This window comes from Pseudomonas sp. MH9.3 (assembly GCF_034354675.1).
Taxonomy (GTDB): Bacteria; Pseudomonadota; Gammaproteobacteria; order Pseudomonadales; family Pseudomonadaceae; genus Aquipseudomonas.
Genome location: NZ_CP133785.1, coordinates 553,408 through 567,920, shown reverse-complemented (window position 1 = coordinate 567,920; position 14,513 = coordinate 553,408). Strand labels below are relative to the sequence as shown.

General features: G+C 61.4%; 13 protein-coding genes. 5 read left to right on the top strand and 8 right to left on the bottom strand.

What is annotated here, in order from left to right:
* The first annotated feature begins 158 nt into the window (after nucleotides 1-158).
* The 4 genes from RHM60_RS02275 to RHM60_RS02260 all read left to right on the top strand — a co-directional run bounded on the left by RHM60_RS02275 (nucleotide 159) and on the right by RHM60_RS02260 (nucleotide 4,933).
* On the top strand, nucleotides 159-320 hold the full coding sequence (locus tag RHM60_RS02275) for a DUF6026 family protein (protein WP_169793800.1): 162 nt from the start codon (nucleotides 159-161) through the stop codon (nucleotides 318-320).
* Between the two features lie 153 nt (nucleotides 321-473).
* Nucleotides 474-2,216: a phosphoethanolamine transferase CptA gene (locus RHM60_RS02270; protein WP_322213462.1), complete on the top strand. Its 1,743-nt coding sequence runs from the start codon at nucleotides 474-476 to the stop codon at nucleotides 2,214-2,216.
* 125 nt (nucleotides 2,217-2,341) lie between these two features.
* Entirely contained in the window at nucleotides 2,342-4,579 is a 2,238-nt protein-coding gene (locus RHM60_RS02265) for a TonB-dependent siderophore receptor (protein WP_322213460.1), read from the top strand.
* A 144-nt stretch (nucleotides 4,580-4,723) separates the two neighbouring features.
* Complete coding sequence (locus RHM60_RS02260) at nucleotides 4,724-4,933, top strand: hypothetical protein (protein ID WP_209981551.1); 210 nt, start codon at nucleotides 4,724-4,726, stop codon at nucleotides 4,931-4,933.
* 102 nt (nucleotides 4,934-5,035) lie between these two features.
* Here the strand turns inward: RHM60_RS02260 and RHM60_RS02255 are convergent, their stop codons facing one another.
* The 8 genes from RHM60_RS02255 to RHM60_RS02220 all read right to left on the bottom strand — a co-directional run bounded on the left by RHM60_RS02255 (nucleotide 5,036) and on the right by RHM60_RS02220 (nucleotide 13,420).
* Nucleotides 5,036-5,527 (bottom strand): GNAT family N-acetyltransferase, encoded by a 492-nt coding sequence (locus RHM60_RS02255; RefSeq protein ID WP_322213459.1) that lies wholly within the window; start codon nucleotides 5,525-5,527, stop codon nucleotides 5,036-5,038.
* A 138-nt stretch (nucleotides 5,528-5,665) separates the two neighbouring features.
* Nucleotides 5,666-6,772, bottom strand: a complete 1,107-nt coding sequence (zapE, locus tag RHM60_RS02250; protein WP_322213457.1) for a cell division protein ZapE — start codon at nucleotides 6,770-6,772, stop codon at nucleotides 5,666-5,668.
* Between the two features lie 147 nt (nucleotides 6,773-6,919).
* The gene (gene pepN, locus RHM60_RS02245; protein WP_322213456.1) at nucleotides 6,920-9,577 is read right to left on the bottom strand and encodes an aminopeptidase N; all 2,658 of its coding nucleotides are present in this window, start codon (nucleotides 9,575-9,577) and stop codon (nucleotides 6,920-6,922) included.
* Nucleotides 9,578-9,590: 13 nt separating this feature from the next.
* Nucleotides 9,591-10,421 (bottom strand): DUF2797 domain-containing protein, encoded by an 831-nt coding sequence (locus RHM60_RS02240; RefSeq protein WP_322213455.1) that lies wholly within the window; start codon nucleotides 10,419-10,421, stop codon nucleotides 9,591-9,593.
* Nucleotides 10,418-10,678 (bottom strand): YeaC family protein, encoded by a 261-nt coding sequence (locus RHM60_RS02235; RefSeq protein ID WP_322213454.1) that lies wholly within the window; start codon nucleotides 10,676-10,678, stop codon nucleotides 10,418-10,420. Before RHM60_RS02235 ends, RHM60_RS02240 begins: the two co-directional genes overlap by 4 nt.
* Before the next feature lie 14 nt (nucleotides 10,679-10,692).
* Complete coding sequence (locus tag RHM60_RS02230; protein ID WP_322213453.1) at nucleotides 10,693-11,562, bottom strand: rhomboid family intramembrane serine protease; 870 nt, start codon at nucleotides 11,560-11,562, stop codon at nucleotides 10,693-10,695.
* Nucleotides 11,559-12,530, bottom strand: coding sequence for a metallophosphoesterase (locus RHM60_RS02225; protein ID WP_209981537.1), 972 nt, complete (start codon nucleotides 12,528-12,530; stop codon nucleotides 11,559-11,561). The genes RHM60_RS02230 and RHM60_RS02225 overlap by 4 nt, the downstream gene beginning before the upstream one ends.
* A complete protein-coding gene (locus RHM60_RS02220) occupies nucleotides 12,530-13,420 on the bottom strand; it encodes an NAD(+) kinase (RefSeq protein ID WP_003217892.1) in 891 nt (296 codons plus the stop codon). The genes RHM60_RS02225 and RHM60_RS02220 overlap by 1 nt, the downstream gene beginning before the upstream one ends.
* Between RHM60_RS02220 and RHM60_RS02215 the strand changes: the two genes are divergently transcribed.
* Nucleotides 13,412-14,512 (top strand): DUF1853 family protein, encoded by a 1,101-nt coding sequence (locus tag RHM60_RS02215; RefSeq protein ID WP_416195157.1) that lies wholly within the window; start codon nucleotides 13,412-13,414, stop codon nucleotides 14,510-14,512. The two genes, RHM60_RS02220 and RHM60_RS02215, sit on opposite strands and share 9 nt — an antisense overlap.
* Nucleotide 14,513 lies beyond the last annotated feature (1 nt).

The window sequence follows — 14,513 nt, the reverse complement described above, 5'->3', positions numbered from 1 at the left end:
ACTGCGGCAAAAGTCACACGACCGCCAAAAATAAAAAAGTTCCCTTGATGGAAAAAAGAATTCAGAATTGCTTCCGACTGATGCCGAGAACTCCCATTCTGCGTTCCGGCACCGCGATCTACCGGCTATTTGCGAGGCAAGCAATGAGCACAGCACAGATGTCCCGTCCTCCACAGACGCTTTACGTCAGCATCCGTCGCGATGAATTGCGCCAGTTGAAGGACGAACGCGATCAACTGCAGCAGGAGGTCCTGCGTCTGCGCTCGCACCTGCAAGGCCAGCTCGAACAGACCTCCGGCGCCCGCCCCGCGCTGTGCTGAACCGCTCTGTAAGATAATGCTTACAGAGCGCTGACAAAGTTTTCACACTCTCCCCCCGATACTCCCCGCCCGAAGGGCCACCCCATGCAAGGGCGGCCTCTGTTGGCGCGCGTTCCTGCGCGCCGGCTGAAAATAATTGGGTTGGAGCGTTGGATGGCGATGTTCAAGCGCAGCACTGCGTCTGCAAAAGGCTTTGATTGGGCCGGCTTCGGTTGGCTGTTTCTGTTCTTCTGGTACTTCTCGGGTATTACCCAACTGCTGATCCAGCTGACCGGCACTTCCGGTTTCAGCGGGTTTCGTCAGGCCTTCTTCATGAGTGCGCTGTGGCTGGCGCCGATGCTTTTATTCCCGCGCCGTACACGCTTGCTGGCGGCTTTGATCGGTGTGGTGCTGTGGGCATGTTCCATGGCCAGCCTGGGCTATTTCTTCATTTACCAGCAGGAATTTTCCCAGAGCGTCATCTTCATCATGTTCGAGTCGAACATCTCTGAAGCCGGCGAGTACGCGACCCAATATTTCGCGTGGTGGATCGTGCTGGCGTTTATCGCCCACACCGCCTTCGCCGTGTTACTGTGGACCCGCCTGCGCCCGGTGTACATGCCGCGCGGGCAGTCGATGCTGGCCGCTGCCGCCATCGTACTGGCCGTGGTCGGTTACCCGCTGGTCAAGCAGATCGCCACCAGCGACACCATGGAACAGGCCATCGACCGTTTCGAAACCCGCATCGAGCCCGCCGTGCCGTGGCAGATGATCGTGGCTTACCGTCGCTACACCGAACAGCTGGACAACATGCAGGGCATGCTCACCAGCGCCAGCCAGATCCCGCCCCTGAAAAACCTCAAGGACAACAACGCCGGTCAGCCGTCGACCCTGGTGCTGGTCATCGGCGAGTCGACCAACCGCCAGCGCATGAGCCTCTACGGCTACCCGCGCAACACCACGCCGGAACTCGACAAGTTGCGTGATCAACTGGCCGTGTTCGACAACGTCATCACCCCGCGCCCCTACACCATCGAGGCGCTGCAACAGGTGCTGACGTTCGCCGACGAAGAGAACCCCGACCTGTACCTCAAGACTCCGTCGATTGTCAGCGTGATGAAACAGGCCGGTTACAAGACCTACTGGATCACCAACCAGCAGACCATGACCAAGCGCAACACCATGCTGACGACCTTTTCCGAACAGGCCGACGAGCAGGTGTACCTCAACAATAATCGCAACCAGAACGCCCGCCAGTACGACGGCGACGTGCTGGCGCCCTTCGCCAAGGCCCTGGCCGACGGCGCCGAGCGCAAGTTCATCGTGGTGCACCTGTTGGGCACACACATGAGCTACCAGTACCGCTACCCGCCCAGCTTCGACAAGTTCACCGACCGCCAGGGCGTGCCCAAGGGCGTCAGCGATGCGCAGTTGCCAACCTACAACAGCTACGACAACGCGGTGCTGTACAACGATTTCGTGGTGTCGAGCCTGATCAAGGACTACGCCAAAAGCGATCCCAACGGCTTTTTGCTGTACCTGTCGGACCACGGCGAAGACGTGTTCGACTCCGTCGGTCACAGCACCCTGGGCCGTAACGAAGCCAAGCCGACCGCGCCGATGTACACCATCCCGTTCATGGCCTACGCGTCGCCCAAATGGCGCGAAAGCCACGACTGGAGTTTTGCCGGCGACCTTCAACGCCCTTACAGCAGCTCGCAGTTGATTCACACCTGGGCCGATCTGGCCGGGTTGAGCTTCGACGAATGGGACCGCAGCCGAAGCCTGGTGAGTGACAGCTTCAAGCCGCGTCCGCTGATGATCGGCAATCCTTACGAGACCAAACAGAAGGGCTTGATCGACTTCAGCCTGATCAAGCCGAAGAAGATCGAACCGAACGAGGTGGTACTCAAATAGCCCCCCCCTGAAACAAGAAGATAATAATCATTCTTGTTTAAGCCTAAAGTTGCACGACTCCTTTCGTCTTTGAGCCAAGGCCTTTTTTATCGAAAAGGCTACAAAGAAAAAAGGAGTCTGCCACCATGCTTTCGCCCTTCACCCGTTCCATCACCCTCACCCTCGGCCTCTTCGGCAGCGTCTTCAGCCCCGAGCTTCTGGCTGAAACCGATCCCGAGCACACGCCTTCCACGGCACTCGAACTGGCCGCCACCAGCGTCACCGCCGAGGGCCTGGATACCAACACCGAACACACCGGGGCCTACACCACCGGCGCCATGAGCACCGCCACGCGCCTGAACCTGTCCATCAAGGAGACCCCGCAATCGGTCTCGGTGGTCACCCGCCAGCAAATGGACGACTTCAACCTCAACACCCTGACCGAGGCCTTGCGCCAGACCACCGGCGTCGTGGTGCAGCACAACGACTCGGACAGGGCCTCGTACTCGGCCCGCGGCTACGGCATCAGCAACTTCCAGGTCGACGGGATGCTCAATACCTTCGGCTTCATGAAGTCCGACGCCGACACCATCATTTACGACCGTATCGAAGTGGTACGCGGTGCCACCGGCTTGACCACCGGCGCGGGCGACCCGTCGGCCACAGTCAATATGGTACGCAAGCGGCCGACCGGCCAATGGCAGGCTAAAACCGGGCTCAGCGCCGGCAGCTATGACAACTACCACAGCTATGTGGACGTGGGCGGCCCGCTGGCGTTTGACGGCAGGCTGCGCGGGCGCGGCGTGCTGGCCTACCGCGACAGTCAATCGTACCGTGACAACTACACGCTTCAGCGCGTGGTGGGTTACGGCATTCTGGAAGGCGACCTGAGTGACGACACCGTGCTTGCGGTGGGCTATGACTATCAGGACAAGCAGGTGCAAGGCACCTCCTGGGGCACCGTGCCTTACTGGAACAGCCAGGGCGGCAAGGCCGGGCTGTCACGCTCCACCAACATGGCCGCGCACTGGAGCTCCTGGCCGCTGACCGACAAAACCCTGTTCACTACCCTCGATCACAAACTGGGCGGGGACTGGCGCCTGAAAGCCGCTTACACCCACCGACAAAGCGATACCGACGGCAAGGTGTATTACGGCGGCACCGGCTTCCCGAATGCGGACCGCAGCGGCATGGGCGCCTGGGCCAGTCGCATGGTCGGCACCTCCAGGATGGACGTGTTCGACTTCAACCTTTCCGGCGCCTATTCGTTACTGGGGCGTCAGCATGAATTGATGATGGGCTACGGCCAATCGCAGCAAAGAGACGCTTCGCCGCATCAGCGCAATGTACTGCCCGACGGCTACCGCACCATCGAAGACTGGAAGCACATGGGCGGCATCGGCAAGTTTGCCGATGTCACCACCGGTCTCAAGGGTGAACACAGCCGCAAGGAGCAGAAAGCGGGCTACCTGGCCACACGCCTGAGCCTGACTGACCGCACGCACGCGGTACTGGGCAGCCGCTATGGCAGTTGGGAAATCGAAAACTCCTGGCCCCAATACGATAATGACGACCAGTGGATCAAGTCCGATAAAAACCACCAGGTCCACAATGATATGTGGACGCCCTACGCCGGCCTGCTTTACGACCTGACCCCGGCCTACACCGTTTACGCGAGCTACACCGACATCTTCAAACCGCAGGACCGACGTGATGCCAGCAGAAAATACCTGGAGCCCGTGGTCGGCAGCAATTATGAGGTGGGCCTCAAGGGCAGCCTGCTCAATGAGCGCTTGAACCTTGCCACCGCCTATTTCTGGAGTACCCAGGACAACGTTGCGGAGCTGGACGACTCAGTGCCGCCGGACCCAAAGACGAGAGAGTCGTTCTACAAATCAGGCGGCAAGGGCAACAAGGTGCGCGGGTTTGAAGTGGAGCTGGCCGGTGAAGTGATGCCCGACTGGAATATCACGGCGGGCTACACCTACACCCACTCCGTGAACGGCAAAGACCAACGCAACAACGTCGAGCAACCGCTGAACCTGCTGCGGCTGTCGAGTGCATATCGGCTGCCGGGCGCGTGGCGCCAGTTGACGGTGGGCGGCGCCTTCAACTGGCAGAGCGAAACCTATGCCTGGAGCAACAGGCCGACCGGCGAGCGCGACGCCAAGGGCAACCCCATCACCACTCGGGCGAAGATCACTCAACAGGCTTACTCGCTGGTGAACCTGATGTCCCGCTACCAGTTCAACGAACATGTTTCGGCGTCGCTTAACGTCAATAATTTATTCGATAAAAAGTACTATGAGCGCGTCGGCTTTTATAACGGCGTGTACTGGGGCGACCCACGCTCGATCACGTTGGCGATGGACTGGAAACTCTGAGGTCCGCGTCTGCAACGTTAACAAAGTTGTTATCACTGACTGTTGCTTGCGTTAATTTCCACTTAATAAGATCGCCCCACAATCGCCCCATGAGTTCGCTCGTGGAGCGAACGAACAACGATCACTCTTAATGGAAATACTGCCATGAAACTTTCGACCTTGATGCTTGCCAGCCTGATGACCCTGACCTCAGCCGCCGCCTTTGCAGAAGGTGGCTCGGAGCGTTCGAAGCAGTTCTACAATGACTTCACCTTCATGCAGGAAAAGACCCACGGCACTAACGAACAAACTGCTTCCGCTGACGGCAAGACATTAAAAGCCGATACCGACGAACAGCAGCAGCCAAACAGTTAATTTAACGCTTCGTTAATCTGCACCACCCGTTACCACTGCGCGCCTTTGGCAAACGGTTTATTGGGCGCCATTTAATGGCGCCCTTTTTTTTGCGGTTATTTATTAAAGCGGTTTATTCCAGAACAGCATGCGGCCATTGGCCGGATCAAATACCGAATCATCGAACCCGAACTTTCGATAGGCCGACTGTGCCACTTCATTGCCTTCCAGCACTTCCAGGGTGATTTTGCAGCAGCCGCGCTGGCGCGCGATTTCCTCGACCTTTTGCAGCATCTTCTGGCTCAACCCCAGGCCGCGAAACGCTTCCATCACCGCCACATCGTGGACGTTGACCAACGGGCGACAGGCAAAGGTGGAAAAGCTTTCAAAACAATTGACCAGACCGGCAGGCTCGCCCCCCACAAACGCCAGCACGCTGAAAGCGTAGGGGCGCTTGGCCAGTTCGGCCGGCAGTTGCTGCACAAGGTCGGCGGGCAGGCTGTGCCCCCCGCCCATGGGGTGTTCGGCGTAATGGTTGAGCACCAGGGCAATCGCCTCGGCGTGCACCGGATTGGTGTAACTGGCTTGCAGCACCAGGATATCAGGGGTGTCCATCAGCGTCCTCGATCATGACAGCAAGGGAATCGGCTCCCTTTGAGGGCACCGATTGTAAGCGCGGAGTCAGCAGCGGATGAAGGCGATTCACTACAAAGGCATGTACGAAAAAGCGAAGCTTACGCAGCGAAAAGTTTGTCACAGACCAAAACGCTGCCATTGCATCTCCTGCAGTCGGCTCAGGGTCCGTCGAAATGGGAACGCCAGATAACCCTCCGTGTACAGGCTTTGCAGCGGCACGCTGGCCTCTATGAACAGCGGCACCTTGCGGTCATAGCACTCATCCACCAAAGCAATGAAGCGACGCACACTATCATCGTGCACCGACAACTGCGGCAGTTCGCGATCCCCCGCTACTACGCGCGTGGCAGCGTCTTCAGTGCCTCGGGCGATGCGCCCCGGACGCTGTTGTGCACTGAGGTTGGGCACCTCACCCAGCAGAATCGCTTTGAAACGATCGCACAAGAGCATGAAGTCCATCGCGGCCAGGGGTTGCTCGCACAAGTCGGGATAGCGGCACCACAGCACCGTGTCACTGGCCTGCACCGTCATGATCGAACGATGCCCTACGCTGATCGCCCCTCCGCCGAGCGCTGGCCCGTCGCTCAATGTCTCGAACACCGCCGCCAGTGCATCGGCCTGATTGACCCAGTAGCGCTGCACATCCACGCCCGGGTGCAAACGATGATCCTCGCCGCCGTCCACGGCCACCACGCGCATATGCTGCTGGATCGCCGCGATGCCCGGCAGGAAACGCTCGCGGTTGAAGCCACCGGCATACAACTGGTCGGGTGGTTGATTGGAGGTGCACACCACCACCACGCCGTGCTCGAACATCACCTGGAACAGACGGCCGAGAATGATCGCATCGCCAATGTCGTTGACGAACAACTCATCGAAGCACAGCACCCGCACGGCCTGGCTGAGCTCACGGGCCAGCGCCTGCAAGGGATCCTGGATGCCGGTGAGCTGGAACGAGCGCTGATGCACCCAGGCCATGAAGTGATGGAAGTGCTGACGCCGCGCAGGCACGCGCAGGCTTTGGTAAAACTGGTCCATCAGCCAGGTCTTGCCACGGCCCACCGGCCCCCAGAGGTAGACGCCGGTGATCGGTGCGCGGCCCTGATGCAAGGCTTCATGGCAGACGTGCAGCGCCTCGACCGCCCAGCGCTGGGCGTCGTCAGGGACGAAGCCCTGCTGGGCAATGGCGTGCTGGTAGGCCGCGAGGGGCGATTCGAACGTCATGGATACCTGCCCTCACCACACCACAATCAATTGTGGGAGGGGGCTTGCTCCCGATGGCGCCGGATCAGCCAAAAATCAATTGACTGATACACCGCTATCGGGAGCAAACCCCCTCCCACACTCGGAGTTCGCCTGCGCTATATCGATTTACACCAGGCTCTTGCTGACCACCTCGAACACATCGCTGGACAGCTCACCGCAACCGCGAATGCGCTCCAGCTCGGCCTTCATCAGCGCCTGGCGCGCAGCGTCGTATTTGCGCCAGCGCGTCAGCGGCGCCAGCTGGCGCGAGGCGATCTGCGGGTTCAGCGTGTTCAGCTCGATCACCAGGTCCGCCAGGAAACGGTAGCCCGAGCCATCGGCGGCATGGAAGTTGACGAGGTTCTGCCCGGCAAACGCACCGATCAAGGCGCGTACCTTGTTCGGGTTCTTGATGGTGAACGCCGGATGCTGCATCAGCGCCTTGACCCGCGCCAGTCCGCCCGGCAGGGTGCTGCCGGCCTGCACGCTGAACCACTGGTCCATGACCAGCGGGTTGTCCTTGAAGTTCTCGGCGAACACCGCCAACGCCTGCGCCTTCTCCGCCTCGAAGGGCGAGTTCACCAGCACCGCGAGCGCGGTCAGGCGCTCGGTCATATTGTCGCTGGTGTCGAACTGATCGAGGGTGGCCGCCAGCACTTGCGGTGTGCCGCTGAGCATCAGGTACGACAGCGCGATGTTCTGCAGCGCGCGACGGGCAAAATGCTCGGCCGCCGCGACATACGGGGTCTGCTTGGACAACTCGCGATTGGCCTGATAACGCAACCACAGGCCTTCGAACAGGTTATCCGCCAGTTGCCTGCGCGCGAACTCGCGGGCGGCGTGGATCGCATCCACATCGGCGACTTCGCTGATTTCCGCCAGGTACGCTTCGCCGGGCAGCGAGAGCATTTCGGCGACCATGGCCTGGTCCAGGCTTTCATCACTCAATACCGAGCGCAGCGCATTGATCAGGCGTTGATCCAGCTTCAGCGCCTGGCCGGCCTGGTGCTGGCCGATCAGTTCCTGCAAGACCTGCACCGACAGTTGCTGGCCGGCATCCCAGCGGTTGAAACCGTCGCTGTCGTGCTGCATGAGGAACATCAGTTGGTCGCGGCTGTACGGGAAGCTCAGTTTCACCGGCGCCGAGAACCCACGCAGCAGCGAAGGCAACGGCTGTTCAGCGATATCGACAAAGGTGAAGGTCTGCTCGGCTTCGGTCACCGAAATCACCCGCGACGTGGCGCCGGCAGTTGCTTCACCCGCCAGGCGCAATGGAATGCCAGCGCCCTTCCCGTCCAGCAGGCCCAGTTCCACCGGAATCACGAACGGCAGTTTTTCGACCTTGTCCGGCGTTGCCGGGCAGCTCTGGCGGAACGTCAGGCTGTAGGTATTGGCGGCCGCATCAAAGGCTTCGCTCACCGCCAGACGGGGCGTACCGGCCTGGCTATACCAGCGCTTGAACTGGCTGAGGTCGGCGCCGTTGGCGTCTTCCATCGCCTTGATGAAGTCGTCGCAGGTCACCGCCTGGCCATCGTGGCGTTCAAAGTACAGGTCGCTGCCTTTGCGGAAACCGTCGGCACCGAGCAAGGTGTGGATCATGCCGACCACTTCCGAACCCTTTTCGTACACGGTAAGGGTGTAGAAGTTGGAGATCTCGATAAAGCTGTCCGGACGCACCGCGTGGGCCATGGGGCCGGCGTCTTCGGCAAACTGGTGGGTTCGCAGATAGGCCACGTCCTGGATGCGCTTGACCGTGGCCGAGTTCATGTCGGCGGAGAAGCCCGAATCACGGAACACGGTGAAGCCTTCCTTGAGCGACAGCTGAAACCAGTCGCGGCAGGTGACGCGGTTGCCCGACCAGTTGTGGAAATATTCGTGGGCGACGATCGCCTCGACGCGCTGGTGCGCGGCGTCGGTGGCGGTTTCGGCGCGGGCCAGCACGGCGCTGGAGTTGAAGATGTTGAGGCCCTTGTTCTCCATGGCGCCCATGTTGAAATCGTTGACCGCAACGATCATGAAGATGTCGAGATCGTACTCACGGCCGTAGGTTTCTTCGTCCCAGCGCATGGATTTTTTCAGGCTGGTCATGGCGTGCTGGCACTTGTCGATATTTTCCGGCTCGACGTAGATGCGCAGCGCCACTTCGCGCGCGGTCATGGTGGTGAAGCTGTCTTCGACGCACCACAGGTCACCGGCCACCAGCGCGAACAGGTAGGCGGGTTTCTTGAACGGGTCTTCCCAGGTCGCCCAGTGCCGGCCGTCTTCGCCAGGGCCGCTGGCAATCGGGTTGCCGTTGGACAGCAGCACCGGGTAACGGTGTTGCTCGGCGATCACCGTAGTGGTGAAGGTGCTCATCACGTCCGGGCGGTCAAGGTAATAGGTGATCTTGCGAAAGCCTTCGGCCTCGCACTGGGTGCAGAACATGCTGCCGGACTTGTACAGGCCTTCCAGCGCGGTGTTGGTTTCCGGGTGGATCTTGACCGTGGTGTCGAGGGTGAAGGTCGCACTCGTTGGCTGCACGGTCAGGTGGCTGTCGGTCAACTGGTAGTCAGCGGCGGTCAGCGCCTGATCGGCCAGGTTCACGTTCAACAGTTCCAGCAGTTGCCCATCCAGCACCAGCGGCGGCAGGCCGGCGCCGCGCTCGGGGTTGCGGCGCATCACCAACTGCGCGTGGACCAGGCTGTGGTCCTCGAACAACTCGAAGGTCAGGTGGGTCTCGTCGATCAGGTAGTCCGGCGCCTGATAGTCCTTCAGGTAAATCATCTTCGGTTGTTCGGTGCGCATGCTGGGAGTCCTTCTACTGATGCACGGCGAGCTGGTAGGCCGTGTATTTACGAATATTGATAACGCCGGTATCGAAGATCAGGTATTGGCCCTTGATCCCCAGCAGCGTGCCTTCGGCAATCGGGTTCTTGTCCAGGTTGAAGCTGACGATCTTGGTCGGGTACTGCTCGACCGGGTAACGAATAGTGATCGGCTCAACGTCGGCAATGGTTTGGATGGCCTGCAGGCCAAAGCGTTCCTGCAACGTCACCAGACCTTCGGCGCAGTTGGCGAACAGCTCATCGCGCACTTGCTTGAGATCAACGGTCTGCGCATCGCCCTTGAGCAGGGCGCGCCAGTTGGTCTTGTCGGCCACCTGGCTGCGAAACAGGTCTTCGACGAAACCCGATTGCTGACGCGTCGCCACGCGCATGATCGGCAGCGCCTGACTGGCCCCCTGGTCGAGCCAGCGGGTCGGCAACTGGGTCGCGCGGGTGATGCCGACCTTGATCCCCGACGAATTGGCCAGGTACACCACATGATCGGTCATGCAGAAGGTTTCGCCCCACACCGGATCACGGCAGGTGCCGGCGTCGTAATGACAGCGCTCCGGGCTCATGATGCACAGGTCACACTGGGCCAGTTTGGTCATGCACGGGTAGCAGTAGCCCTGGCTGAAGCTGGTCTTGGTCTTGCGCCCGCAATGGCTGCAATGGATGGCGCCGAGAAACTCCAGGCGGATGTGGGTGCCGATCAGGGGATTGACCGGCACCTCCGTGCTTCCCAGGCGAAACGCGTACTGAACGGTCGGCTCACCGAGTTGCGCCGACATTTTGCTGACTGCACCGCGACCAATTTCAATCAATGGATCGCATCCGACTTGAACAGAATATTGGGCACCGTCTCGGCCTTGGACGCGCACTCCTGCGGGCCCATGTAACCGGTGCGCTGGTCTTCCGGCAGGTTCTGGACCTCCCAGGCGATCATCGCCTGCAGCGACAGTTCGCGCTGCTCGGGGGTGAGCTTGCGGCCATCGGACCATTTGCCGATTTCCACGGCGAGCTTGAGGCTCTCGTAGATATCCGGGGTGATGTTTTCGATCATTTCAGCAAAAGAGGACATGGGACTCTTCCTTATCAAATAGACGCTTTGCGGCGGTTGTAGAGACCACCCAGCAAACCGGTGAGGCAACCGATGACCAGTCCGCCCACATGGGCCGCGTTGGCGATTTCGCCGAAGCCGATCATCGAGACCAGCCCCGACAGGCACAGCACCAGCCATATCAGCATCATCGCCAGCACCCCACGGGGCAGGCGATACGCAGGGTTGGGCGAGAGCAGTTGAAAGATCCAGCAATGCCCGAGCAGGCCATACAGGACGCCGGACAAGCCACCGAACAGGCCGGGGCCGCCGTACGCGTATTGTGCATAGTTGGAAACCAGGCTGAACAACAGGGTCAGGCCCAGCAGGTTGATGCTGCCCTGGCGCGCTTCGATGCGCCGCCCCAGTTCCCAATACCACATGCCGTTCATGGCCAGGTGCAGGATGCCGAAGTGGATCAGCATCGGCGTGACCAGCCGCCACCACTGCCCCTCGGCCAGCATCTGGGCGAACGGGGTGAACTGGATGTACTCGCCCATGACCCGAAACGGCAGGAAGGTCAGCCAACCGACGGCTTGCAGGTTTTCACCGAGCAAGGTCACCGCGCCCACGATCAGACTCGCCAGCAGCACCAGCGCCGTGACCGGGCTGTGGCGCACTTGCTGGACAAAGCCTGGGCGCGCGGCCGGCGCCTGCTCGGGAATATCCAGTTGCCGGTCGGGGTCGCCGGCGGGAAAGCGCTGATACAGCACGCGCACGTCATCGCTGATGCCCTCGGGCACCCACAATACCTGCTCGCCTGCCTCTTCACTGACGTGATGGGGCACTTGCATGCGTTGCAGCAGCTTGACGAAACCGCCCAGGTCGACGCTCAGGGGCAAGCGCAATACAGCCACGGTACTCATTCAATAACCTCGGGGCGCTCAACGTCGACCCATACGAATTTAGCCGGATCCAGTCGGGTTTCCTGGTCCAGACGGTACGCCACCAGCTTGCCGTACAGCACCGCGCTGTAATCCAGGCAGGCCAGGTTCGGGCGGATGGGTGCCGGATTGCCGCTGCGCCAGTAATGGCCGACGAACAGCAAGGGTTCATCGACGCCATAGCGCAGCAGTGAATTTTTTTCGCTCGAGGACAGCGGCGTGCGCGCCACCGGCTCGGGCAGTGCGTCGGGCTGGAAGACCACGTCGCCGTAGGTCTTGGGGTCGTCCTCCCAGAACTTGGTGCGAAAGAACGAGCGGGTCAGGCCGTCGCCGCCGGTCAGCGTCAAGCCGTGGGGCAGGCGCATGTCGGTACCGCGCAGCAGGCGGTCGAAGGCGTTGCAGGCAAAACTGCCGGGCACGGCGGCCGCCTGCAGAAAGGACCGGTCGATGCAGCCGTCGGGGAATCGGGCGCGCAGTGGCTGGATAAAACTTTCGTCCCAGCACGCATGCACCACGCGAAAACGCCCGGCGTCGACGAACAGCGGCATGTCGTAGAACCAGCCAAGGAAATCCTGCCAGTCACCCGGGTGCTGCTCGAACTGGGTCAGGGTTTCGTGGATCAGCCGCGCATGCCGGGGGTTGTGCTCGCGCACGAACTGCTTGCCACTGCCCGGCGGCGCCGCTGTGGTCCAGCCCAGCGCGTTGAACTCATGGTTGCCCATGATGCACAGCGCCTGACCGGCCACTGCCATGTCGTGGACGATATGCAGCGCCTCGCGAATGCGCGGGCCACGGTCGATGATATCGCCGAGGAACACTGCCATGCGCGACGGATGGCGCCAGGTGCCGCCCTGCTTGTGGTAACCCAGGCGTTCGAGCAAGTGCTCAAGGGTATGAGCGCAACCGTGCACGTCACCAATCAGGTCGTAGCTACGCGCGGGATCGAGCATCAGTCGCCTCCACCCCCCAAGCGGCTGCCCCAGCCCAGCTTGGTGCGGCACACTTCATAGTAGTTGTGGTCCAGCGGGTGAATCAGGCGCAACTTCTGCGCCTTCTTGCTCACGGTGATGGTGTCACCGGGCGCACAGGTGAAATGGTTCTGCCCGTCGCAGGAGACTTGCGGGTAGATCTGCATGTCTTTGGACACCACGATTTTCAGCTCGCTGTTGCCGTCGACCACAATCGGCCGGCTGGACAACATATGGGGGTACATCGGCACGATCACAATGGCATCGAGCTTGGGATGCATGATCGGGCCACCGGCCGACAGCGCGTAGGCGGTGGAGCCGGTCGGCGTGGCGACGATCAGGCCGTCGGCCTTCTGGCTGCACACGAACTGACCGTCGATATACAGCTCGAACTCGATCATCCGCGTGGATTTGCCAGGGTGCAGCACCACGTCGTTGAGCGCATCGCCCTGGCCGATGGCCTCGCCGTGGCGGCGCACTTCGGCCTGCAGCAGGAAGCGATTTTCCACCAGGTAATGGCCGTCGAGCACCTTGGCCACTTCGACTTCCAGCTCATCGGGGCGGATATCGGTCAGAAACCCCAGGCTGCCGCGGTTGATCCCCAGCACTGGCACGTTATGCCGCGCCAGAGCGCGTGCGGCGCCCAGCAGGCTGCCATCGCCGCCGACCACAATCACCATGTCACACACTTCGCCGAGCATCTTGCGCGAGGACGTCTGCAAGCCGTGGCCGGGGAGAATCTCGGCGATGGTGTCTTCGAGGATCACGTGCAGGTGGCGTTCGAGCAGGAATTTTTTCAGCCGGCGGACGGTGTCCAGCACCTGGGTACTGCCCAGGCGACCGATAATGCCGATATTGCGAAATTGCTCCATGGGGCTCCTGCGGGTTCCGGGTGCGGCGAAAAACCACGATTATGGGTGAAAGGCCGCGTCAGGCAAAACCCTTTGTCAGCGCAAAGCCTTGATGACAATGGTTCTCACGCAGCTGCGTCACACTTAAAAGGCTATGCTCGGAGCATGACTGTGTTCCCCGACCTGCACACCTTGCCCCGCCAATTGCGTCACCCCGAGGTGCGCGACCTCGCGTGGGTGATCCTGGCGCCGCCGATGCTGGCGCAGACGCCATGGCCGCAACGCCACCCGCTGGCCGGCAGCGACTGGGTGCAGGCCCCCTGCCGGCTGGAACACTGGCTGCGTCAGTTGGACGAGGACAGCAGCGCCCTGCAGCACTGGCTCAGCCTGGCACGCACGCGGCGCCTGGGCCTGTATTACGAGCGCCTCTGGCAATTCGCCGTGCAGCACGCACCGGGCGTTCAGCTGCTGGCCGCCAACCTGCCGATCCGCCGGGCCGGGCATACGCTGGGCGAGCTGGACATGCTGCTGCGCGACCGCGATGGCGTGCACCACCTGGAACTGGCGATCAAGCTGTACCTCGGGCCGCAAGCCGGTAATGGCCAGGCCACCGAGCAATGGCTGGGCCCGGGCTGCCATGACCGGCTCGACCGTAAGCTGGCGCACCTGGCCGAGCATCAACTGCCGATCTCCGCCCGCCCGGAAAGCCGTGAGGTGCTGGCCGCGCTGGATGTTCAACAGTTCGACGCGCACCTGTGGCTCGGTGGTTACCTGTTGTATCCGTGGCCGGGCCCGGCCGAACCGCCGCTGGGCGCGCATCCGCAGCATTTACGCGGCAGTTGGTTGCATCAGCGTGACTGGCAGGACTTTGTCGCCACGCGCCCGCCGGGCCGCTGGCAACCCCTGCCGCGCCACGCCTGGCTGGCTCCGGCGCATTACCCGGCTGATGAGGTGTGGAGCGAGGCCCAGATGCACGCGTGGCTGACGGCGCTGGCCCCGATGGCGCCGGCGCAACTGCTGGTGCGGCTGGTGCAGCAGGGCGAAGACTGGGAGGAAGCCGAGCGCCTGTTCATGGTCGCCGACCTGTGGCCGAATGTGCCGGGCAACCCCTGAG